The 21,981-nt window shown below is 31.3% G+C and carries 16 protein-coding genes; 5 read left to right on the plus strand and 11 right to left on the minus strand.

Translation table 11 applies throughout. From position 1 onward, the window contains the following. Positions 1–220: 220 nt before the first annotated feature. The 5 genes from CPIN17260_RS08780 to CPIN17260_RS08800 form a co-directional block, all read right to left on the minus strand. Positions 221–7,669 carry a retention module-containing protein gene (locus CPIN17260_RS08780; protein WP_078440900.1) on the minus strand — a complete coding sequence of 2,483 codons (7,449 nt, stop codon included), beginning with the start codon at positions 7,667–7,669 and terminating at the stop codon, positions 221–223. An 84-nt stretch (positions 7,670–7,753) separates the two neighbouring features. Then, positions 7,754–10,183, minus strand: a complete 2,430-nt coding sequence (locus CPIN17260_RS08785) for an EAL domain-containing protein (protein WP_078388137.1) — start codon at positions 10,181–10,183, stop codon at positions 7,754–7,756. After that, complete coding sequence (locus CPIN17260_RS08790) at positions 10,180–11,058, minus strand: cytochrome-c peroxidase (RefSeq protein ID WP_078415210.1); 879 nt, start codon at positions 11,056–11,058, stop codon at positions 10,180–10,182. Before CPIN17260_RS08790 ends, CPIN17260_RS08785 begins: the two co-directional genes overlap by 4 nt. A 36-nt stretch (positions 11,059–11,094) precedes the next feature. Continuing rightward, complete coding sequence (locus CPIN17260_RS08795) at positions 11,095–11,817, minus strand: class I SAM-dependent methyltransferase (protein ID WP_157887351.1); 723 nt, start codon at positions 11,815–11,817, stop codon at positions 11,095–11,097. 10 nt (positions 11,818–11,827) lie between these two features. Continuing rightward, positions 11,828–12,181: a Fur family transcriptional regulator gene (locus CPIN17260_RS08800; RefSeq protein WP_078388141.1), complete on the minus strand. Its 354-nt coding sequence runs from the start codon at positions 12,179–12,181 to the stop codon at positions 11,828–11,830. A gap of 116 nt (positions 12,182–12,297) precedes the next feature. Between CPIN17260_RS08800 and ppa the strand changes: the two genes are divergently transcribed. Continuing rightward, positions 12,298–12,816: an inorganic diphosphatase gene (gene ppa, locus CPIN17260_RS08805; protein ID WP_078388142.1), complete on the plus strand. Its 519-nt coding sequence runs from the start codon at positions 12,298–12,300 to the stop codon at positions 12,814–12,816. 30 nt (positions 12,817–12,846) lie between these two features. On the opposite strand, the gene CPIN17260_RS08810 is transcribed toward ppa, so the two are convergent. Beyond that, complete coding sequence (locus CPIN17260_RS08810; protein ID WP_078388143.1) at positions 12,847–13,362, minus strand: isochorismatase family protein; 516 nt, start codon at positions 13,360–13,362, stop codon at positions 12,847–12,849. A gap of 118 nt (positions 13,363–13,480) precedes the next feature. On the opposite strand from CPIN17260_RS08810, the gene CPIN17260_RS09250 reads away from it, so the two are divergent. Both CPIN17260_RS09250 and CPIN17260_RS08815 read left to right on the plus strand, forming a co-directional pair. Further along, a complete protein-coding gene (locus tag CPIN17260_RS09250) occupies positions 13,481–13,633 on the plus strand; it encodes a hypothetical protein (protein ID WP_153300808.1) in 153 nt (50 codons plus the stop codon). A 50-nt stretch (positions 13,634–13,683) separates the two neighbouring features. Further along, entirely contained in the window at positions 13,684–14,118 is a 435-nt protein-coding gene (locus tag CPIN17260_RS08815) for a hypothetical protein (protein ID WP_078440902.1), read from the plus strand. 164 nt (positions 14,119–14,282) lie between these two features. Here the strand turns inward: CPIN17260_RS08815 and CPIN17260_RS08820 are convergent, their stop codons facing one another. After that, the gene (locus CPIN17260_RS08820) at positions 14,283–16,571 is read right to left on the minus strand and encodes an autotransporter outer membrane beta-barrel domain-containing protein (protein ID WP_078440903.1); all 2,289 of its coding nucleotides are present in this window, start codon (positions 16,569–16,571) and stop codon (positions 14,283–14,285) included. Between the two features lie 70 nt (positions 16,572–16,641). Between CPIN17260_RS08820 and CPIN17260_RS08825 the strand changes: the two genes are divergently transcribed. Both CPIN17260_RS08825 and thyX read left to right on the plus strand, forming a co-directional pair. After that, a complete protein-coding gene (locus tag CPIN17260_RS08825) occupies positions 16,642–16,854 on the plus strand; it encodes a hypothetical protein (RefSeq protein ID WP_078388146.1) in 213 nt (70 codons plus the stop codon). Between the two features lie 498 nt (positions 16,855–17,352). After that, entirely contained in the window at positions 17,353–17,985 is a 633-nt protein-coding gene (gene thyX, locus CPIN17260_RS08830; RefSeq protein ID WP_078398303.1) for an FAD-dependent thymidylate synthase, read from the plus strand. A 45-nt stretch (positions 17,986–18,030) separates the two neighbouring features. On the opposite strand, the gene CPIN17260_RS08835 is transcribed toward thyX, so the two are convergent. From CPIN17260_RS08835 to gatA, 4 genes are read right to left on the minus strand one after another with little or no spacing between them, the layout of a single operon-like run. After that, complete coding sequence (locus CPIN17260_RS08835) at positions 18,031–18,843, minus strand: carbon-nitrogen hydrolase family protein (protein WP_078398304.1); 813 nt, start codon at positions 18,841–18,843, stop codon at positions 18,031–18,033. Then, positions 18,836–19,027, minus strand: coding sequence for an exodeoxyribonuclease VII small subunit (gene xseB, locus CPIN17260_RS08840; protein ID WP_069633400.1), 192 nt, complete (start codon positions 19,025–19,027; stop codon positions 18,836–18,838). The genes CPIN17260_RS08835 and xseB overlap by 8 nt, the downstream gene beginning before the upstream one ends. Before the next feature lie 55 nt (positions 19,028–19,082). Then, positions 19,083–20,531: an IMP dehydrogenase gene (gene guaB, locus CPIN17260_RS08845; protein WP_069633401.1), complete on the minus strand. Its 1,449-nt coding sequence runs from the start codon at positions 20,529–20,531 to the stop codon at positions 19,083–19,085. A 2-nt stretch (positions 20,532–20,533) separates the two neighbouring features. Further along, positions 20,534–21,892, minus strand: coding sequence for an Asp-tRNA(Asn)/Glu-tRNA(Gln) amidotransferase subunit GatA (gene gatA / locus CPIN17260_RS08850; protein WP_078406286.1), 1,359 nt, complete (start codon positions 21,890–21,892; stop codon positions 20,534–20,536). Between the last annotated feature and the right edge of the window lie 89 nt (positions 21,893–21,981).

Raw genomic sequence — 21,981 nt, forward strand, 5'->3', positions numbered from 1 at the left:
GCAAAAATTTATTTTAGTAATAAAAAGCTTTCATAATAAGACTTGGTTAACCTATATCTTTAATATAAGTAGATAAGCATATCGTTGTTAAATGTAATAAAAAGAGTGTTGATTTTATATTTATAAGATACGACAAACAAAGATAGTCTATGCTTGTCGTATAAATTTTCTTGTTCGAGAAAGACCCCGAACAAGAAAGATAGAAGTTATACTACCCTGATTAATGTTTGTTTACAAACTCATCTGCAGAATTAACTTCTTGTAATGGCTGAACATTGTCAACACCACCAACATCAGTGTCTGAGTGTGGTGTTGTAATTGTTTTTTGAGTTTTACTAGACAATAAATTCTCAACTTTTTGCTCAGAACTAAGCTCAGAAGCTGGGCTTATCTCAGAAACTTCTGTTTTAATGTCTTGAGCTTCTTTAGTTTCAGGCAATACTGTATCTAAAGAATTTTTATCATCATCTAAACCTACATCAACAAGATTAACCTTATCAATGCTTGGCTTGATAGGCTCATCATTGTTTTTAATGCTATCAAGTTTTGACAAATCAACACTACCATCATCTACATTGATAAGTAATGTATTTGTAGCCGCAAAAGACTTAACATCTGTTTTTTGTTCTGAGATTATATCCTCTAGTAATTCGCTATCTATTTGTTCATAGTCATTTTCAGAACCATAAGATGAAGCCATTCTTGGTTGAGGATGAGAAACAACACTAGAAGCATGTCCTTCCGAAGTAGCATCGTAAACATAAGAATTTGTATCGGCATCATAATGAACACCTTCAGGAACTTTAAAGTCATTGTTGTATACTTTTATATCAAGCCCTGTATGCTCTTCTCCCAATGGAACATGGGTTTTATCTGGTGCAATAAAGCCTACTTTAATTGGAGCAGTAGACTTACTTCCAGACTGTGCAATTATAACTTCTATTTTATGCGGCTCTATGTTATCAAAATGAACATTAAATTCATTATGTAATTTACCTTGCCAATTAAATATATTAAATCCATACTTACCATTAGATGAGAAACGTGAAACCACTTGACCATCTATCTTAACTACCGCAAGACCGTTAGTTTGACCAAAGTCCATAAACATTTTAGCATCATGACCGGCAGTAAGGAAAGTGCCACTATACTTAAATATAGTATCTTTACCATATTCTTTTGTATGATGTTCATGTGATTCAAAATTCTTAATGTGGCTTTGTCCTTTTAAACCATTAATTAAATCTTCATGATAATTCCTATTATTTCCATGATTTGCTTCCAGTTTATCTATAGTAAATGAAGCATTTGACTTGATACCAACCTTTTCTGGATCACTTAAATAATACTCAGCATTTGATATGTATTTTTCATCTGATACATCGCCGCCTTTCCAAGCTATTTTATTCCTACTTCCATCTTTATTTGGCTCAAACACATGATTTGCGTGACCACTTGAAATACTACTTTGATACAAATAAGCTTCACCAGAAAGTCCCTTATATTTACTATCAATAGATATTTCTTTATATACAGAACCATTATCATTTTGATCATCATCTATGCTTTGAGAAACACCCTCTTTACCACCATTTTCTTTTTCGGTTAGAGATGTAACTTTGCCATCTGTCTCTTTTTCTGCAGACTGCTCTTCTTTGTTATTTTCAGAATCTATTATATGTTTAATTTGATCCCAATTTGCATTTTTAAGATTTACATCTTCAAAATTTCCACCTTTGATCTCAATAACTTTTGCATTGATAATAAAATCTTTAGCATTAGCTTCTTGATGGATATCTGAAAGTTTAACTTTTACTATTCCTTCGCCTTTTTCATCAAGCACAACTTCTTTTTTTACACCATTATTTAGTTCGATAACAGCTGTTGCTGGATACTTATCTTGCGGAGGAACTGAAGTTTTAACGGTAAGTATAACATCTCCGCCATCTTCTTTAATGATCTCTTTTGTGATGTTGGCATCTTTGTCTATAGTGATAGTATTTACTTTTATTTCGTTGATTAGATAATCATCGCCTTTGTTAGGAGCTGAGAATACAACTTTATCAAAGAAAGTATTATTATTTTTACCTTCTGGTCTTAATATCCTTGTCTCATCAACTCGGTCATTGCTATTTTCTCCTGTAATAGTTTGCTCTCCAACTAATTCATCACCTCTATAAAACTCAATTTTTGCACTTTCTTGTGAATTTTTCCAAGCAAATTTAGCTTGAATACTATCAGCTTGATTATCTTTTAATGTTAGTATAATTTTTTCACTGCCTGTATCGGCTAAATATCCAAGTTCTTTACTGTCTGCACCGCCATCGGAATCAGTTTTATCATAATATCTAGAAGTATCTCCTTCTACACCAAATCCATCGTGTTCTGTATTTTTTACAGTAGAAATACTAGCTGATTCTCCATATGGACCTTCGGCGGTTAGTGTTATACCTTCTACTTTTTTGTCTGTTACTGTATCCACTGTTATACTTGTTGATTTTGTTATGATGCCATCTAAAGTAACATTCACTGCATCAGAATCATCATCTAATGTATCTCTAACATTAGTGTCAGTAGGAGTGGCTTTCACTTCTATTTTTACACTTTCAAACGGATGACCTTCAACTTTAGTAATATTGCCATTAAAAGTTTTATGATTTTCCATATCTTTGATTTTACCTATACCACTAGCACCATCTATACGAACTTCTTGCGTAGTTCCGTTTACATCAACTGTAACTACAGTGGTATCATTATGTGGAGGATTAGAAGTTGTAACAACCCATTCTACATCTTCTGAATGATTTTCTATCAAATCTTTGATAGTTTCATTATCTATAACTTTTTCTTTATAAACTATTTTGTGAATCAAATAATCATCATTTTCATTTGGTGCTGTAAATTCAGCCTTTTTAAACTCATATCCAGGAGCAAATGTATATGATTTATCATTATTATCTGTACCTCCAGATATATTTAGCTCAGCATGAGTTTTATTTCCATTTATATCATAGTATTGAACCGTGGTTGAATGGTTGTCATCTATACCGTTTTCACCACCAGATATTGTAGCACTTCCTTTCTCTTTACCTTCGGCATCTTTAAATATAATTTTAGCGGTCTCAGATGAGCCATTTCTCCATGCAAATGAAACGTCTAGACTGAATGTTGATTTAGGAAATGTAAATTCTAAAGATTCACCGTGTTGCAACTCTCTTATATCTCCACTAAAGTCACTTTTTTTGACACCATTTTCACCATCCACACCAAATCCGTCGCGTTGGTAATCATTATATGTAGAAATTTCTGCATTATATCCATTGGCGCTTATAGCCTTAACAGTAACACCATCTGACGTTTTTTTCCCAATATTTTCTATTGTTATCTCAGATGATTTTACCAACGCTATAGAAACAGTTGTAGGATCATCATCATCTACTATTGTAGTGATAGGTCTATCTTTTGTTATTATAATTTTACTTCTATTATCTGATGTTACAGCTACATTAGAAATACCCACATTTATGTTGCTGTCATGATATGGATTATCGCTTCTTGGAGAAGCAACATTTACAGTAGCTTCTGTTTTACCAGCTTCTATAACAACTGCTCTAGTCATAGTTTTACCATCATTTGTTACAAATTGAACATCTACTGTTGTTTTAGTATCTACTGATCTAGACAAAGTAAATGTATAAGGAATTTGATCTCCTTCCACTTCTGTTTCTGGAGCAGTTATAGTTAATGTAACTCCTGTATCAACATTGCCTGAAATTTTAGCAGTTGTTGTATTATGAGCTTCATCTGTAGCAGTTGCTATAACAGTATAGCCACCATCAGCCAAAGGATTTTCTGGAGCTACTGAGAAATGACCATCTTTGACAGTAGCTTTGATAGTTTGAGAATTATTATCACTATCTACTATTACTACATTAACTTTTGAATCATTAGGTAGATTTGTAACACCTTTAATTGTAGGTGTATTATTATGTATATCATCAGATGTGTTTAATGTTAACTCTGGTGGTGTTAAGTCAACTGTTATTGTATCAACATCACTATCAGCTGAAATTCTTGTGCCGTCAGAAGATTTAATATAAGCTTTGACTTTCATAACACCCTCTTTAACAACAGGTAATAAAGCTTCAAATGTTTTATGCTCACCAATTCCTTGATTGTTATAGCCAATTGTGTAATACCCTGTTCGAGAAGTGCCATTATCATAATCTATAGTTACAAAAACTTTATCTCCAGCAACAACACCATCGGGAACCGTTATGTTTGCTTTTGTATTTTCAGAATTACCATCATTTTTATTTTCGTTTTCTGTTTTATTTAAGATATTATCTTCACCATCATTTATAAAATTAATTTTTGGAGCCGATACTATTCTGTTTGCTACTATATTTGTAGCTTCAAATTTATCACCTTCGATACTTACTATATTGGCATCAAATGTTTTAAGGTCTGTTTTGCCTTTTATCTTGCCTATACCACTATATTCATCTATATGAACTTTTTGTATCTCCCCATTTACATTAACATTTACCACAGTAGTATTGTTATGTGGGGGGTTTGATGTTGTAACAACTAATTCTAAATGCTCTTCGTTTTGTGAATTTTCTACTTTTGATGAGCTATTTAATAAAGTTTCAATATTTTCACTTGTTATATCAACTTTTTCCTTGTAGACTATTTTATTAATTAAATAATCATCACCTTCTTCTGGTGCTGTAAATTTAATTTTACTAAACTCATATCCAGGCGTAAATGCATATAGAGGATCAACACTATCGCTGCCACCAGGAATATCCTTAAGAACAGTTATTGGTTCACCAGATGCATCAAAATATTGAATATTAGCTAAACTGTGAGCTGAGTCTGACTGACCACCAGATATAAGAGCACTTCCTAATTTAGTGCCATTATCATCATAAAATTCAACTTTTGCATGCTCTTGACCAGCTCTCCAAGATAATGCAACATCTAAACTAAATACTGGTTTTTTAAATCCAAATTCTAAAGACTCACCTTTTTGTAATTCATCTGGATGACCAGTTGAACCATCACTATTAGGATTTGTTATATCACCTTTTACGCCAAAACCTTCAGGATCTATATGATGAGATATACCTTTCCCTAAACCATTTTCATTTGTAATATCTACGCCTTGTTCATTTTTAGCTATAACTGTTACTAGGCCATTATTATTATTAATGTTGCCTGATGTAATTGTAGATACTTTTATTAATCCAAGAGATATATCTGTAACATCGTGATCGTCTTTTATATTTGTTGTTACTTTTCCAAGAATTACTTTAATATTGCTATCTTTAACACTAGCATTACTTATAACCACATTAGTTTGTGACTCTTTGTATACATCATCAGGTCTAAATAAGTTTGTATCTAAATCAATTTTAACACTTGTTTTACCTTTTGGTATAGTAATTTCTACGCTTTGTGTTTCTCCACGACCATTATTAAAGTTAACAATTAATGTTTTATCTTCACTTAAAGGCTTATTGAGAGTTGCTGTATATGTTGCATTATTTCCTTCCGTTATCTCATCTTTGTCAACTACTATATTAATAACTGGATTAGCTATATGCGTAGAATCATCACTTATATTTCCTGCCTTATCAGTAGCAACAACTGACACATCGGTATCATTTTTTATATCTTCGGGGTTAATAGTAGCCTTGCCCGTATTAGGATCAACATGAACTTTTGAATCATTGCTTGTCCAATTTCCATCGCTATCTTTGCTTATTGTTGCAGTTACTGGAGTATTACTATCTGCTGGGGTATATGTTATAACGGCTTCTTGGGCATCACCTGCTTTATCTGTATCTATGTCGATATTTATAGTGCCATTTTCATTTTCTGTTACTTTTGGTGATAATGGTGTTGTATCAACATCAACTTGGTCCACTCCTTCTTTTGATTTATTTCCTGCATTGTCAATTACAGTTGCTGTTACTTTTATAGGAGTATTATTCGTTGGAACTTTATCTGAAGGAATAAGAAATTCAATGTCTTTTTCTCCATTTTTGACAATTATAGGAAAATCTTCGCCATTAATTTTAATATTTACTTTTTCGCCTTCTGCCAAAGGTTTATCTAGTGTAACTTTTACCTTAACACCATTATTAGCTTCATTGATATTGATAATATTATTACTATCTAGAATTTCTACTGTTGGTGTATTTGGAGCTGTTGTGTCAACTATTACATTATCAGTTCCTGTTGCACTTTCATTTCCTGCCAGATCAACTACTTTAGCTGAAACAGTTGTTTTTACTCCTTCTGGGAAATCTGATTTTGGATATTCTTTTGTATAACCTTTATTGATTATATCTTCTGTGACAGGAATTTTATCTACTGAACCGTTTGGGTTAGTAATAACTAGTGTGTCTCCAACTTCTGTATTAGCTGGTATATCGATTTTAACAGTAATGGTATCAGTTAATTCTTTAGCGTTTATAAAGCCATCATTATTTACATCTCCTGTAATAGTTACTACTGGAGCGCCACTGTTATTATCACTACCATTTATTTGACCATCTTTGTTACTATCACCTGGGATTACTGTGTCAACACCATAGGCTTTAGTAGCTGTTATTTCGCCTTTATTTCCAGCTTCATCAGTAGCAATAACCTTACCATCAATTATTTTATCACTTTCATTTGCCAATTTTTCACCTGGAATAGAAACAACAAAGTTACCATCTCTATCTACAGTAGTTTCATATGGTGTATTATCTACTGTTATAATTACCTTATCACCTTCTTTGAATTCTCCTGTTACTTTACCAGTAACTTTAATATTTTCGCTTGCTTCTTTTGCATTTAATACATTGTCTGCAGTAATATCATCTATAATTAATTTTGTAGTGTTACCATTTAGAGCTGTACCATCAGTTATATCCGTAGTATCTTCACCTTTATTACCAGCTCCATCAGTAGCTGTTGCAGTAACCTTATCACCTGTTTTAGTTTTTGTTGGATCAACAGGAACTGACCACTTACCATCACTGTCTGAAACTGTAGGTATTTTAGTTCCATCTACTAATGCTACAACAACTTTAGTATTTGGTTCTGTTATACCTGTGATTGTATTATGATTGTTGCTAATGGAATTTATGGTTACAACAGGAGGAGTATTGTCAGTATTAGTGCTTCTTCCGCCATCTACGCCATTGATAGTATTTAAAGCTGCAACTGTAGCAATGTTTTCTAAATCTCCATAATCAGCATAAACATTTGACTCATGTCCACCTTGTGCAAAAACACTATCATTAAGCTGGCCTGTTCCTTCCCCACCGTTTCCAGCAGCACTGTCGCCACCAGCAGCAGTCTCTTCTAGTTGAGTTAAATCAGCACCACTTAAAATTGCTTGTTGTAAAGAATTAGCATCAGCAATGGCATCATCTCCAAAACTTTGAACCTGAGTAACACTATTATCAAAGCTAAGCGTGTCATTGCCTAGTAATGTTATATCCTTATCATCATTTGTAGATATAGTAACTTTGCTTGATTCGCCTATCGTTTTGATAACTTCACCCAAAACTACTTCATCGCCTACTTGGACAACCCTTTCTTTTCCAGTCGCATCAATTGCGACAACATTTCCTACTAACTGTATTATAATACCTGATGTTGCCATGTAGTATCTCCTTTTCAATTCTATGTTTAGAATACTATTAAAAAACAAATGATACTATTGTACCGAAGTACAATAGCCAAAATTTTAAAGAGAATCGGAAGGTTGAGGCTTACCTAGCAAGAAGCCTTGAGCAAGAGGTATTTTAAATTTCTTAATTTGTTCTAAAATTTCTTCAGAGCTAACATACTCTGCAACAACATTATATCCTTGTTTTGAAGCAAAATTTAATATAGTTTCGACCAAATACTGGGAATTTTTATCATAAGGTAATTTTTTGATAATCGAACCATCTATTTTAATATTATCAATATCAAGTTCTAAAATTCGATAATAGTTTGAATATCCTGAGCCAAAATCATCAATAGAAATTTGAGACCCATGGCCTTTTATGTGCTTGATAAATGAATTTACTATACCATAATCACTAACCTCTTCACTTTCTAATATCTCAAAACAAATACGACTAGGATCAGAACACAGTTCTAATTTTTCTTCTAAAAACTCACGAACAGAACTATCTATGATATCTATTCCGGAAAGATTTACAGAAAACATATAATCAGGATATTTTTCTACAAGCAAAAAGGCACGACTTATAACTTTTTTAGTTATCTGAGTATAAAGCTGCGCTTGCATTGCAATTTCCAAAAATTCTCCAGGATATCTTATCTTTCCATTTTCATCAACAATACGAACTAAAATTTCATAATATGTCGCTTTTTCGCCTATTTTTGATACATCATAAATACCCTGACACTCAACAACTACAGTATCATTTTCAAGAGCATACTCTATAAGTTGAGTTATATTTTGATTTTTATAATACCTTAATTCTATTGCATCATTTTCTTTATAGGTATATATATCTACAGCCTCTTTTCTTGCTTCCTGATTGGCAAGAATTGCTTGCATAAGTCTATTTGTTTGTTCTGTATCATTTAAGGAGCTTACTCCTATCACAATCTTTACACCAGGTAAATTTTCTATCTTATTACCAACCTTAACCTCTATAGTATTAAAGCTAAAATAATCCTGTATATAACCTATATCTTTATCTATATCATCTCCAATATACCACATAAAAAACTCATCATCTTGAAACCTAAAAAGTTCACCTTTAATCTCAGAAGTATCAACACAAAGCTTAAGTGTATTTGCAAAAGCTTTTAACATTGCTTCAGTTGTATTTGTTTGATAAAAAAAGCGTAAATTATCAAAATTTTTAATATTTATACTAACAACAATACCATCTTTCTTCTCTTCAAGTCTTTCTGTCATCGCAAAATAATTTCCAAAACCAGTGAGTTTGTCTATACCTGATTGCACTTTTAGTTGTTCATTTTTTAATTCAAGCTCATAGACCATACGAGTTTCTTTTGTTCTATCCATTTTCAAGCCTATAAAACCAGAAAGTTTATTTTCATATACAAAAGGTAAAAATTTTACTTTTTCGTGTATGTATCGACCACTTTTAGTTTTACTTACAAGTTCATTAGCATCCCACTCCTCAAGGTTCATAATACTACTTCTAATATTCTCATAAAATTCATCACCATGCAATGAAGATTTTAGTATGCTCGGATTTTTGCCTATAATCTCACCTGATTTATATCCACTTGATCTTTCAAACTCTTTATTTACATAAGTTATTTTATTTGAAATATCTGTAAAAATAACCGAACCAAAACTATTATCAACAGCCGTTTTAACCATAGCCAATTCTTTTAAAACCTTAAAATATGACAAACTTTGAAGAGCAATAAAAAACAAAACGAAACAAAATATAGAAAAAGATAAAAGCATAAAAATTTGCAATAAATCAAGAATGCGAGCATATTGATGATCATAAGCTATAAGTATATTGTCTAGATAACTAGATAAATTTAATATAACATTTTGTTGATGAAGTTCTTTTAGTAATTTTAATGAAAAAAGTATCATTTGTGTTTTTTGCACAATATCTTTATAATATTTTGTATTTATATCGATATCATTTTTTAAGTTGATTATATCTTGTTCGATCCTCTTAATAGAACGAGTATTAGAAAAATTAACATATTTTAATTTCAAAAATAAAGGTTCGAATTTTTTAAACTCAGAATTTTTATCAAGCATATATTCACACTCAAATAAAAAAGAGACGATGCTTGAATTTACATAGTTTAATCTATCTAGCAACTGAAGCTTTTTTAAATATATATTTTGTATAATAGCTATATCATTCTCATTACCATATATGTCTGACAAAACAGAAAAGCTATCTACATTTTTTAATTGATCAAGATTGGTTTTAAAATCAGCAAAAATTGTATTAATTTCATCATAATTTGTATTTACTAGGCTATTTTTAAAATAAGCATCTATTTCTTTATTTAAGAGCCTTAAGTTCATTATTGCATTTCGCCAAATGCTGTTATTTTCAGTTGCTTTACTTAATTTAAAAACAAAAAACGAAGAAATACCAAAAAATACAATAAAAACAAATAATAAAAATCTAATTTTTTGTGTATTCATTTAAGTATCCTTGGATATTCTCCATTTAACGATAATAAAAACTTATAAAGCAAATCAACATCTTTTTTATCAATGTTGTGTGTGGATTGTAAATTAACAATATGAGTTATTGCATCTTTTAAATATAAGATAGATCCATCTGACATATATGGTGCTGTTCTGGCTATATTTCTTAAAGAAGGGACTTTATATATTTGTTCTTTAAATATTCTTGAACTATCCATATTACTAAAAATTTCTTCATAAGCTCCTATATTTTGCATTAAATTACCGCCTAGATTAATTCCATTATGGCATGCAACACAACCTATATTTTTAAAAAGCTCAAAGCCTATTTTTTCTTCTTCACTTAAAGCATTAGAATCTCCCATCAAAAATCTATCAAATGGAGAATTTACAGACAAAACTGCTCTTTCAAACTCAACCAAGACATCAACTATATTTTCAAATGTAACACCATCTTTATATATTTTTAAAAAGGCTATCCTGTATTCATTTACATTGGAAATTTTTGTTATAATCTCATTTTTATCAACTCCAAGCTCATGCCTAGAAGTCACTGACTTTAAAACTTGATCATATATATTTCTATGGTCTCCATTCCTAAAAAATATATAATTTAAAGCTGCGTTTAGTATACTAGGTGGATTTATTTTATTATTTTGTAAATTAGTTCTTATAGTACCGCTAAAGTCCCAGTATAAATTATGACAAGTTTCACATGATTTATTTTCGTTGGCGCCCAAACGATTGTCAAAAAATATCTTTTTTCCTAAATTTGCTTTAGCTTCGTTATACAAAATTCCAAGCGAGGGAGCAAATATATCTGCATGTAATAAACCAACAAAAAAGAATAAAACCAAAATCTTTTTCATAATATCTCCATAAAGCTTAAGGCCTAAATTATACAATTAAAACACAAAAAGAGTTATTAAGCTTTCTATCTTTTCGGAAAATTTATCGTTTTTTGAGTCATTTAAAATATCTAAAACTAAATTTCTATTGTAATTTGCATTATTAATATCCAAATGCCAACATATATTTTCAAACGCCTCATCTTTTGAACGCATTACATTTCTGCTCTCTCCAAAAATTATTTTTTTAAATTTTATATTATGCTCTATAAGCCATTTTTCAAGCCTAGATGATGAGTTAAAAGCAAAAGGTTTAACGCCAAATCTTTCAAAAAATGGCTCTAAGAGGGTTGATTTTCTTGGTCTTGAAAAGTTCAAATATATCCTAGTATCGGCGATATCGCTAAATTTTTGAAAATCATCATTTTCACCGATAGCCGGACTCATCGTGCTTATAGCGATATCATAATGTTTATTTGGCTTAAAATCGCTCCAAGAAGAACATATCGTATCAACATTTTTTATATTATGAGTATTTGCATCTTCTTTTAGTATCTCAAGCATATTTAAAGAGCTGTCTACTCCTGTTATGTGTTTGCAAATTTTAGCTAGATAAAGTGTCCAAATACCGGTACCACACCCTATATCCAATACATCTTTATCTTTAAAATCAACACCAAAATCTTGCAGATTTAAAAATATAGCCTCATTAAAAATTTCCAATTCTGGTTTATAGCGAGGGTATTTGCTTGATTTTTTATCCCAAAGTTTATCTTTCAAATTAAAATCCTTATGAACATGAATTGCAAATTCCCTTTATAACAGCACTTTTTATACTTTTTGCACCAGATATATTTGGAATTTCTATATTTGTTATTTTATGACAGATATCACAGACAAAATAAGCCTTTGCTTCACTACCAAGCTCATAAAATGCCTTTCTGTCATGTTCGCTTTTTATTACAAGTGAATGCTTTTCAAAAAGCTCAAGACTTCTATACACAGTTGTTTTATTTACTTTTAACTTTGATAAAATTTCATCATAAGCTATAGGATGTGCGCTTTTGCTTAAAATATCAAGTATCTGAAGTCTAAGTGGAGTAATTCTAATGTTAGTTTTTTTTAAAATATCTAATACTTCCATGTGTAAAATGATAGCCTGAAAAAGCTAAAAAATATATTATTTTAGATTTTATGATATTAAAAGCAATAATATACTAATATTTTCGCCAATTTTAAATCTAAATTTAAAGGAAAAATATGGATATTTCAAAAATAAAAGTTGGTTCAAATCCTGATAAAATAAATGCCGTGATAGAAATCCCTTATGGTTCAAACATAAAATACGAAATAGACAAAGAAAGCGGAGCTGTTGTAGTAGATAGAGTGCTTTACTCAGCTATGTTCTATCCTGCAAACTATGGCTTTGTTCCAAACACACTAGCTGCTGATGGCGACCCTGCTGATATATTAGTTTTAAATGAATACCCGCTACAAGCTGGTAGCGTTATACCGTGCCGTTTAATAGGTGTTTTAGTTATGGAAGATGAAGCTGGTATGGATGAAAAATTGCTTGCCGTTCCTGTAAGTAAAATAGACCCTAGATATGACAATATAAAAAGCTATGAAAACTTACCAAAAGCTAGTTTGGATAAGATCAAAAATTTCTTTGAAACCTACAAAATGCTTGAGCCAAACAAATGGGTAAAAGTTAAAGAATTTAAAGATGCTAAAACAGCGCAAGATATACTTCAAAACGCCATAAACGCTTACAAATAATAATCAAAAACGCACTTGTTTTAGTGCGTTTTATTTTATTAAATTTGATATCTCTTTAAACTTTGGATGTTTTGAATCCTTTAAAATTTCAAACAATACACTTTGCACGCTACTTATCTCAACACCAAGTGTTCTTATATGGCTTATAGCTGTTTTTTTGTCTTTTTTTGACCTAGATGATGTGCAAGTATCTACCAAAATAACCTTTTTACCAAGACTTAGCAAATCTTTTATGGTTTGCAAGACACAGATATGAGTCTCTATCCCAAAGACTATAAACTCATCAAATTTCATACATTCTTGTTTGATTTTTTCATTTTTTATACAAGAAAACTCTATCTTTTCAAAGGTTGGATTTTTCAAAAACTCACTAAATTTTTCACTAGTTTTGCCAAGACCTTTTGGGTATTGTTCTGTTGTGATTAGATTTACATCCAAAATCTCAAGACCTTTTAACAAAAGCATAGTTTCATCTATCAACTTGTCTGAATTATACATAACATTAAGCAAACTATCTTGCATATCTATCATAATAGCTGTCTTCATAAACTCACCTTTAATTTTTATTTGATAAAAAAGTCTATTTGAATTTTACATTTTTATTTTTAAGAAAAATTAAAACTTTTATTGGTAGTATTGGGGAAATAATTTTTGAAGGTTTGATGTGTTAAAAGTATTTTTTACAATTACGATTGGCTTATGTTTTGCCTACGCATACAATAATGGCTCCATAGATATGCACGGCGGCAAAGAGCAAAAATATGGTGGTTTTTCTACTAATCAAAAAATGGATATAAATAAAACTATACAAAGATAAATTGTTTGTGATATAATCGATACTTTAAAGTGTAAGGAAAATTATAAAATATGCAATTAAATTTTAAATTAAACTGTTTGTTGGCATTTCGCGAATTTTTAGTTTATCACCATAAATCACTAGAGTTTAGAGCCAAAGTCTTTGCAGCAATAATAGGCTCTAAATTTGATCCTAGCGAAGATGATTTTGTAATGCTTTATGATATTGCTAATGAGATTTATTCAAACGATGAAACAAGAAAAACATTTTTGGTTAAAGCCACAAAAGAGTATGTAGCGAAGATAAAAACCAAAGATAGACTTACACTAGACTCACTTTTAATAAGTATAGACAGAGATTTAAAAACACACAAAAGATATGCAAAAAAAATAGACTTTGCACACCTAAGAAGACTTATGAGTGGGTGTGAACATGAAATGCTTATACAGCAAAGAGTTTATGAATTTCTTATAAGTGAAGTTAAAAGGTATTTACATATTATTTAGTTTTTATAGCTAAGCGCTAGTTAAATAAAAATACAGAACTTACAAAATATAATTTTAATATAAGTTATCAAGCACTAAAGCATATTAAAATATAATTATGATTTTTAAAATTTAAATATTTAAATACAAACCACCGAATAATCGGTGGTTGTGGATTGTTTATCTTAGAACTTATATTTAAGTCCTATTGTTCCATCAAAGTATTGTTGTTTTGATTTAGCTTTTACACCAAAGTTAACGTTTGTAGATAAAGCATCTGTTAGTTTTAATTCTGCACCTGTTTTAAGTGTAACAAATCTTCCTTTTTTATCATCTGCTTTTAGTTTGATATCTTTGTTTGAACCTATAAATCTAGCTACAGGATCTTTTACATCTTTGTATACTTCTGCTTCAAATCCTGGAGTTATGTATAGGTAGTTTCCATTGTCTACATATTTTCTAAACTCTAAACCTAGTTTAGCATTTAAAGATTTTGAAGTAACACCATTAAATGATAATGGTAATTTTCCAGTTTCTTTGAAAGCTTTTGATTTAGAGTGAGAATAATCAAGTCCTACTAATGGTTTTACAAATAAGCTATCACTTAGATTCATTACATAACCATAATCAACTGCAAATGATGTATATGTAGTATCATATTTACCGTTTTGAGTTAATACATCACCATTGCTTTTTACATATCTATCAATTTTGTTTTTAGCTTTACCAAATGATACTCTTGTATCTATTTCGCTATTGTCCATATATGTTCTAGCATATAGACCAAATTGATAGTTGCTTGCTTTTGTGTTGATTAGGCTAGAATCAGATTTTGATTTAGCAAGAGTCATATATCCACCTACTATTGTGTTATCAAATGCTCTGTCATAACCTATACTAAAGCCATGTAGTTCTGGATTAGAACTATCTTTTACTTTACCTTTTGCACCTATAACGTTTGCCCATATATTGTTATCATTGTTAAATCTATCTGTATATGATTTTATTATAGATGATACACTATCACCATTATCAGCAAATTTATCATTGCTTAGTTTATTTATAGCAGATGCTAATGCTAAGTCTTCATTAAATGGATTGCTTAGTTTAGCAAGTCTTGTTTGTGTTGATAGTTGGCTACTGAAATTAACCATATCTAGATTAGATACTTTACCTATTTCATTTGTTGCTGATTGGATTGAGTCTTCGTTGGCTTTAAGAAAAGATAGTATATTTACTATATCCTGTGTTAGATAATTTGCTATGTTATCATTTAAGGTAGCCACGTCAGTCATACTTAAAATAACATCTTTACCCATGGATGACAAATAAACTCTAGGATCTTGCAAAAATGTCTTTGCTTTTAGATCGTATCTAGCTTGGATAGAAGCCAGTGCTATCTGTGCATTCAAGGCTTTTTTTACAAGTTCTATCCCGCCAGCACCATTTACTAACACATCTATAGCATCTTTTATGGTGCCAGAACCATCATCATTCAATACTTTATTATCTATATTTGTAGCTGTAAAATCTAACATTTTTTTAAGCTCACTATTGTTCTCAACAACTATGCCTGATTTTTTCAACAACCAAATAGCCTCTTTAAATTTAGCTATTTGTGTCATTTCACTATCTGTTTTTTGTCTGCTTTCTAATGCGATTTTGGGATTAAAATTACCCATCTTTAACTCTAATAGCAAATGACTTGCTTTTTGTAAGTCATCGTATTGAGCTAAAATTTCCTCCGGTGTATATTTTATATGAATTTTTTTATCATTAATACCTTTCTTATTATATTCATCCACTTGTTGTTTTAATGTTTTATCGCCTTGTTTGATTAACCCAGCTTTTAACTCATAAATAGCTTCTTTTATCTTTAAAATCACACTTGGTTGCTCTTTCATAAATGCATTACTTTGTAAATTATCATAAATCATACTTAAATTTACAGCTGCATCAAGAGCAAAAAGAGTTGTAGTATCAAATCTATCAATGTATTTTGTTTTTAAATCATTACTATTGTTAAGATTATCCACATCTTTGATCAACTTTTTAAGATTTTCTATGCTATCTGCGGTATTTATATCTGATATCGTTTTACCATTTGCAAGTTCAATACCTGCATTAGCTAACGATTTAACCAAAACTTTAGCTTCAGATATATACTTATCATCTGATAACTTATATAATTTTACCAAGTCATAATAAACCTGCATTAATTGTGATAAATTCTCAGCCTTAAGCTTATTTCCACCAGAATTACCGTTTGAACCTAAATGAAGTTTGGATCTTATCTGATCGCCAGTTATCTTAAAAGAATTTGCCTTAATGCTTTCGTTCATGATTTTTAGATACTTTAAGACAATATCGGAATTTAGCCTATCATCAACGATATTTGAACCTATTGAATCAAATTTTGGTTGTTCCTTATAATCCTTTGATATAGCATATTTGGTTAGTTTTTCAAAGACCAACTGTTCTCTTTTTTGCAAGTCATTTGCTACATATTCTTTTAATGATTTTAAAAGAGCTGTAATTTTTTCTTTGTTTGCAGCAGAAAAAACATTATCAAAACCATTCTTTTCAGGTGTGGTAGATGCAGTAGATGGAACTAAATTTGCACTTTTACCGCCAACTGTTATGCTAACAGTTCCATGTTGCGTTATTGAAATTTCATCTCCATTTGGATTTTTTATATCTGTTTCAACTGATATTAGTTTCTGTTTATCAGTTACTCCAGGATTGTCAGCTACATAAAAAGCACCTATACTTGATATGTCATAAATTAATTCTGTTATTTCTTTTGCGTTAGTTGCAGTATCTTCGCCATAAGCGGCAAACTTTGAGTAGTCTATCTGATAAAAATCATTTATGATTTTATCTACTTTTTTCCTATATATTTTGGCTTTATCTCTAAGATTTTCTGAATCTTTAAAATCACTTTTAAGATCAGCAAAAGCACCTTGTGTTAAAACTACAGCGATCAGAGTCGCACTAGTAATAATCGAAATGTTGAATTTTATCTCCTTTGTAAAAATTATTTGGACTTGTATTTTACTACTGGATTTATTAAAGTAAAATAAAAATTACATAAATTTCTCACTTTTATGTAATTTTATTTCTACTTATATTAATGTCTTTTTGAAATCATAATATAAAAAATAATTTTTTATTAAAATTAAGAAAAAAATATTTTTCAGTATTTGATTTTAAGTCCTAAAAGGCTAAAATACACAAAAATTCAAAAGAGAAAATATGAAAATAACACTTTTAACACACACACCATTAAATGTATGCTCACATGCTATAAGAACTTGTTGGCAGAGCTTTGAGCGTGGAGATAATGGCGGCGAAAAAGACATAGAGCTGATAGATAGAGTAGGAAATAAGTTTAAACACGCTTCAACCTTGGAGCATATACACTATACATTTTATATACAAGATATATCTAGAGCTTTATTGCAAGAGCTATCAAGACATAGAATGGCCAGCCTATCTGTAAAATCAACAAGATACACACTAAAAGAGCTAAAAAATGAAAAGCCATTTATGCAAGATGATAAATTTGATTATGAAAATGCACAAAGATATATAGTTTTGACACAAAATGAGCTAATAGACAATGCAAGCATAAAGGCACTTGAAAACCTAAGACACATCTTATCAACTACAACGACAAGCCTTGATATAGTAAAATACTGTCTACCTGAATGTTATAAAACAGAGCTTACTTGGAGTATAAATGCTAGGGCTTTACAAAACTTCATATCGTTAAGAAGCTCAAAAGCGGCACTTTGGGAGATAAGACAGCTTGCAAACGAGATATATAAAGCTATCCCGCAAGATCATAAATTTATATTTCAAGATTGTATGCACAAAGAGCAATAAAGATGGTTTTATAGCCATCTTTATATAGTTTATTTCAAATTTTAGCTATAAAGATAAAAGTTTCTTTTTATTTATCTCGTTTTTAAAACCCCAAATTCCACGAGCTGTGATTATCTCTTTTTTGTCAAGATTTGATATCATCATCTCTTCATTGCTACCAAGTCTTTGGGATACCTCGCCAAATGGAGATATAAGCATACTATCGCCGTAAAAGTTCCAGCTCTCATCTATGTTTTTGTTTTTATAATGCCCTATTCTATTTGCTCTTAATATATAGACATTGTTTGTAAAGGCTCGCATTTTTAAAAGTTCACACCATCTTTCGTTTGTCTCAAAGGTGCAAGCTGTAGGTATCAGTAAAACATCTACATTTTTTTTCATCATATAGACAAAACTAGCATCAAAATGTGCCTCATAACCAAACATCACACCAAATTTCAAATCATCAAATTTAAAAGTAGAATAGTTTAGTTTATCTTTAAACTCATTTTTAAAAAATTTTGCCTCATTCCAGTGAGAGTATTGCATTAAAAATTGTTGTTCATAAAATTTAGTTTGAGACTGTGAAATCTTTGCAATAACCTTATATATATCCTTACCACGCACTAAAACAAGTGGAGCGATGATAGTGATATCGTATTTTTTTGCTAAATTTATAAGGGATTCTTTTCTATCTTCGCTCTGTTTTTTTATCATACTAATTGGCATATTTTCAAGCTCTTTAAAAAAGCTATTTAAAACATATTCGCCAAGTAAAATCAAACTAACGCCATTATCCTTACAAACCTTAAGATAATAATCAAGCCTAGCCTCGCTTAAAGCAAGGGTAGGAAGTTGCAATACCGCTATCTTAGTCATCTTGCACTTGTGTGATACTAAGTTTTGCATCTTCTAGTATTTTTTGTGCTTCATCAAGTAGTTTCTTGCCATCTTTGCATAGTTTTACACTATCTTGGAGTGTAACATCTTTACTGTTTAGAGTCTTTAAAATTTCTTCTGCTTTTTTTATCTTATCTTCAAAGCTTTGAGCTTGATTATCCATATATTTCCTTTTGTGGATTAAAAGATAAAGCCATCAAAAAAATGGCTTTAAGATTTTAGTTTACTTTGTAGTTTGGTGCTTCATGAGTTATAACAACATCGTGAACGTGGCTCTCTTTTAGACCTGCACTTGTTATCTCAACAAACTCAGCCTTTTGTTGTAAAGTAGGTATATCCTTAGCTCCAACATAACCCATAGAGCTTCTAAGACCGCCTATAAGCTGATGTATAACATCTTTCATGCTACCAGTAAATGGCACTCTGCCCTCTATACCCTCAGGAACTAGCTTCTCACTTGCTGTACCTTCTTGGAAATATCTATCAGAGCTACCCCTTGTCATAGCACCTATAGAACCCATACCTCTATAAGCCTTGTATTGCCTTCCTTGATATGTGATAACCTCGCCCGGACTTTCTTCACAACCAGCAAGCAAACTACCAGCCATAATACAACTAGCGCCAGCCGCAAGAGCTTTTGATATATCACCAGAATACTTAATACCGCCATCTGCAATGATAGGTATACCGTATTTTGCAGCTTCTATAGCACAATCATCTATAGCTGTTATTTGTGGAACACCAACACCAGCTACTATTCTTGTAGTGCATATAGAACCAGGTCCTATACCTACCTTTATACCATCAGCACCAGCTTCTGCTAGGTCTTTTACTGCGGCTGGATTTGCTATATTTCCAACAACAACATCAACATCAAATTTTTGTTTTATTTGCTTTAATGTATCAATAATACCTTTTGAGTGTCCGTGAGCTGAATCCATAACGATAACATCAACACCAGCCTTAACCAAAGCCTCAACTCTATCTAGCTGACCAACACCGACAGCTGCTGCCACACGCAAACGACCATAATTATCTTTGTTTGCATTTGGGTACTCTTTGCGTTTTTTAAGGTCTTTTATAGTTATAAGACCATCAAGTCTTCCATCTTCATCTATGATAGGAAGTTTTTCTACTCTATTTTGACTAAATATCTTTTCTGCATCATCAAGTGTGCAACCTTTTTTTGCTGTTATCAAAGGTGCTTTTGTCATGCGCTCTTTTACTAATTTTGTAGTATCTGTTTCAAATCTCAGATCTCTATTTGTCAAAATTCCTATAAGCTTACGATCTTTATCTATAACAGGAACACCCGAGATATGAAGCTCTGACATTAAATTTAAAGCATCTGCTACAGTTGCATCTGGGGTTATAAAAATAGGGTCTATAATAACACCACTTTCACTTTTTTTAACCCTTTTTACCTCTTTTGCTTGAGTCTGAATATCCATATTTTTGTGTATAACACCTATACCACCAAGTCTTGCCATCATTATAGCAGCTCTATGTTCTGTAACTGTGTCCATAGCAGCCGATACAATAGGTATATTTAATGATATGTTTTTGCTAAATTTTGTTTTTATATCAACTTGTTTTGGCAATACCTCAGAATACTGAGGCACAAGCAATACATCTTCAAATGTAAGCGCTTTTTTTATTATCTTCATGCTTATCCTTTTATTATATTTTCTAAACTTAATGCACCATCCATAAGAGTTTGTTCATCCCAAGCTTTAGCTATTAGCTGTGCGCTTATACTTAGATTGTTTTGAGCTTTGCTTACAGGAACTGATACAGCCGGAAGCCCCGCCAAATTCACGCTTATAGTATAAATATCACTCAAATATGCGCTCAAAGGATCTTTTATCTGCCCAAATTTAAAAGCTGTGCTAGGAGCAATAGGCATAAAAATAAGATCGTTTTCTTTTAAAATTTCTTCATATTGTGCTTTTATATGAGCCCTTGCTTTTTGAGCCTTTATATAATAAGCGTCATAATAACCACTACTTAAAACAAAAGTTCCAAGTAAAATTCTTCTCTTGACCTCTTCACCAAAACCTTCACTTCTTGAGTTTATATATAGCTCTTTTAGATTTTTTGACTCGGCTCTTCTGCCATATCTGATGCCATCATACCTACTTAAATTTGCACTAGCTTCGGCAGTTGCTATTATGTAGTAAGTTGCCACATCGTATTTTGAGTCTTCCAAATTTCTATAAGTTATATTGTGTCCGTGAGATTTTAGCTTCTCTATCGTTTTTAAAAGTGCAGTTTTATTCTCCTCATCCGCATTTTCAACATAATTTTTAATAACACATATATTTAATTTTTTATTTGGGTCTAGCTTGTCACTTATGGTTTTAAACTCCACATTAGCACTTGTGCTATCCATCTTATCATAACCAGCTATAGCATCATACAATATCGCCGCATCTTCTACATTTTGAGTTATAGGACCTATTTGATCCAAGCTACTTGAATAAGCAGCCAAACCATACCTACTTACTCTACCGTATGTAGGTTTAAAGCCGACACAACCACAAAAAGCAGCAGGCTGGCGGATACTACCACCGGTATCACTACCAAGTGCAGCTATAGCCAAACCACCGGCAACAGCAGAGGCCGAACCACCGCTTGAGCCACCTGGAACGTGAGCATGATTTAAAGGATTTAATGTTTTGCCATAAAATGAACTTTCAGTAGTGCTACCCATAGCAAACTCATCCATATTTGTCCTACCAAATGGCGACATATTGTGTTCGATAAGTTTATTTATAGCAGTAGCATTATATGGCGATACATATCCTTGCAATATATTAGATGCACAAGTTACGCTCCAGCCTTTTACTTGTATGTTGTCTTTTATGGCTACCGGTATACCTTCGCCAAATTTAGCCAAAGGTAGATCCGCTAACTGTTCTACATAAGCACCTAGCTGTTTTTCTTTTTTTATCTTTTCTTCAAGCTCGATTCTTAAGTTATTAATCTCTTCGCCTGATAGTTTTAAAGCATCTTTTAAACTTATCACTTTTTATCCTTAAATTTATTAACCAAAACTATGCCTATTGCTGTAATGACAAGTATAACAGCAATACTTGCAACAATTATACTAAAAGG

It is taken from the genome of Campylobacter pinnipediorum subsp. pinnipediorum (genome assembly GCF_002021925.1).
GTDB classification, from domain to species: Bacteria; Campylobacterota; Campylobacteria; order Campylobacterales; family Campylobacteraceae; genus Campylobacter_A; species Campylobacter_A pinnipediorum.

What these genes read in the sequence shown, in the direction of transcription:
- CPIN17260_RS08780 (WP_078440900.1), bottom strand. Translation starts at nt 7,669, where the DNA reads ATGGCAACATCAGGTATTATAATACAGTTAGTAGGAAATGTTGTCGCA.
- CPIN17260_RS08785 (WP_078388137.1), bottom strand. Translation starts at nt 10,183, where the DNA reads ATGAATACACAAAAAATTAGATTTTTATTATTTGTTTTTATTGTATTT.
- CPIN17260_RS08790 (WP_078415210.1), bottom strand. Translation starts at nt 11,058, where the DNA reads ATGAAAAAGATTTTGGTTTTATTCTTTTTTGTTGGTTTATTACATGCA.
- CPIN17260_RS08800 (WP_078388141.1), bottom strand. Translation starts at nt 12,181, where the DNA reads ATGGAAGTATTAGATATTTTAAAAAAAACTAACATTAGAATTACTCCA.
- ppa (WP_078388142.1), top strand. Translation starts at nt 12,298, where the DNA reads ATGGATATTTCAAAAATAAAAGTTGGTTCAAATCCTGATAAAATAAAT.
- CPIN17260_RS08810 (WP_078388143.1), bottom strand. Translation starts at nt 13,362, where the DNA reads ATGAAGACAGCTATTATGATAGATATGCAAGATAGTTTGCTTAATGTT.
- CPIN17260_RS08815 (WP_078440902.1), top strand. Translation starts at nt 13,684, where the DNA reads ATGCAATTAAATTTTAAATTAAACTGTTTGTTGGCATTTCGCGAATTT.
- thyX (WP_078398303.1), top strand. Translation starts at nt 17,353, where the DNA reads ATGAAAATAACACTTTTAACACACACACCATTAAATGTATGCTCACAT.
- CPIN17260_RS08835 (WP_078398304.1), bottom strand. Translation starts at nt 18,843, where the DNA reads ATGACTAAGATAGCGGTATTGCAACTTCCTACCCTTGCTTTAAGCGAG.
- xseB (WP_069633400.1), bottom strand. Translation starts at nt 19,027, where the DNA reads ATGGATAATCAAGCTCAAAGCTTTGAAGATAAGATAAAAAAAGCAGAA.
- guaB (WP_069633401.1), bottom strand. Translation starts at nt 20,531, where the DNA reads ATGAAGATAATAAAAAAAGCGCTTACATTTGAAGATGTATTGCTTGTG.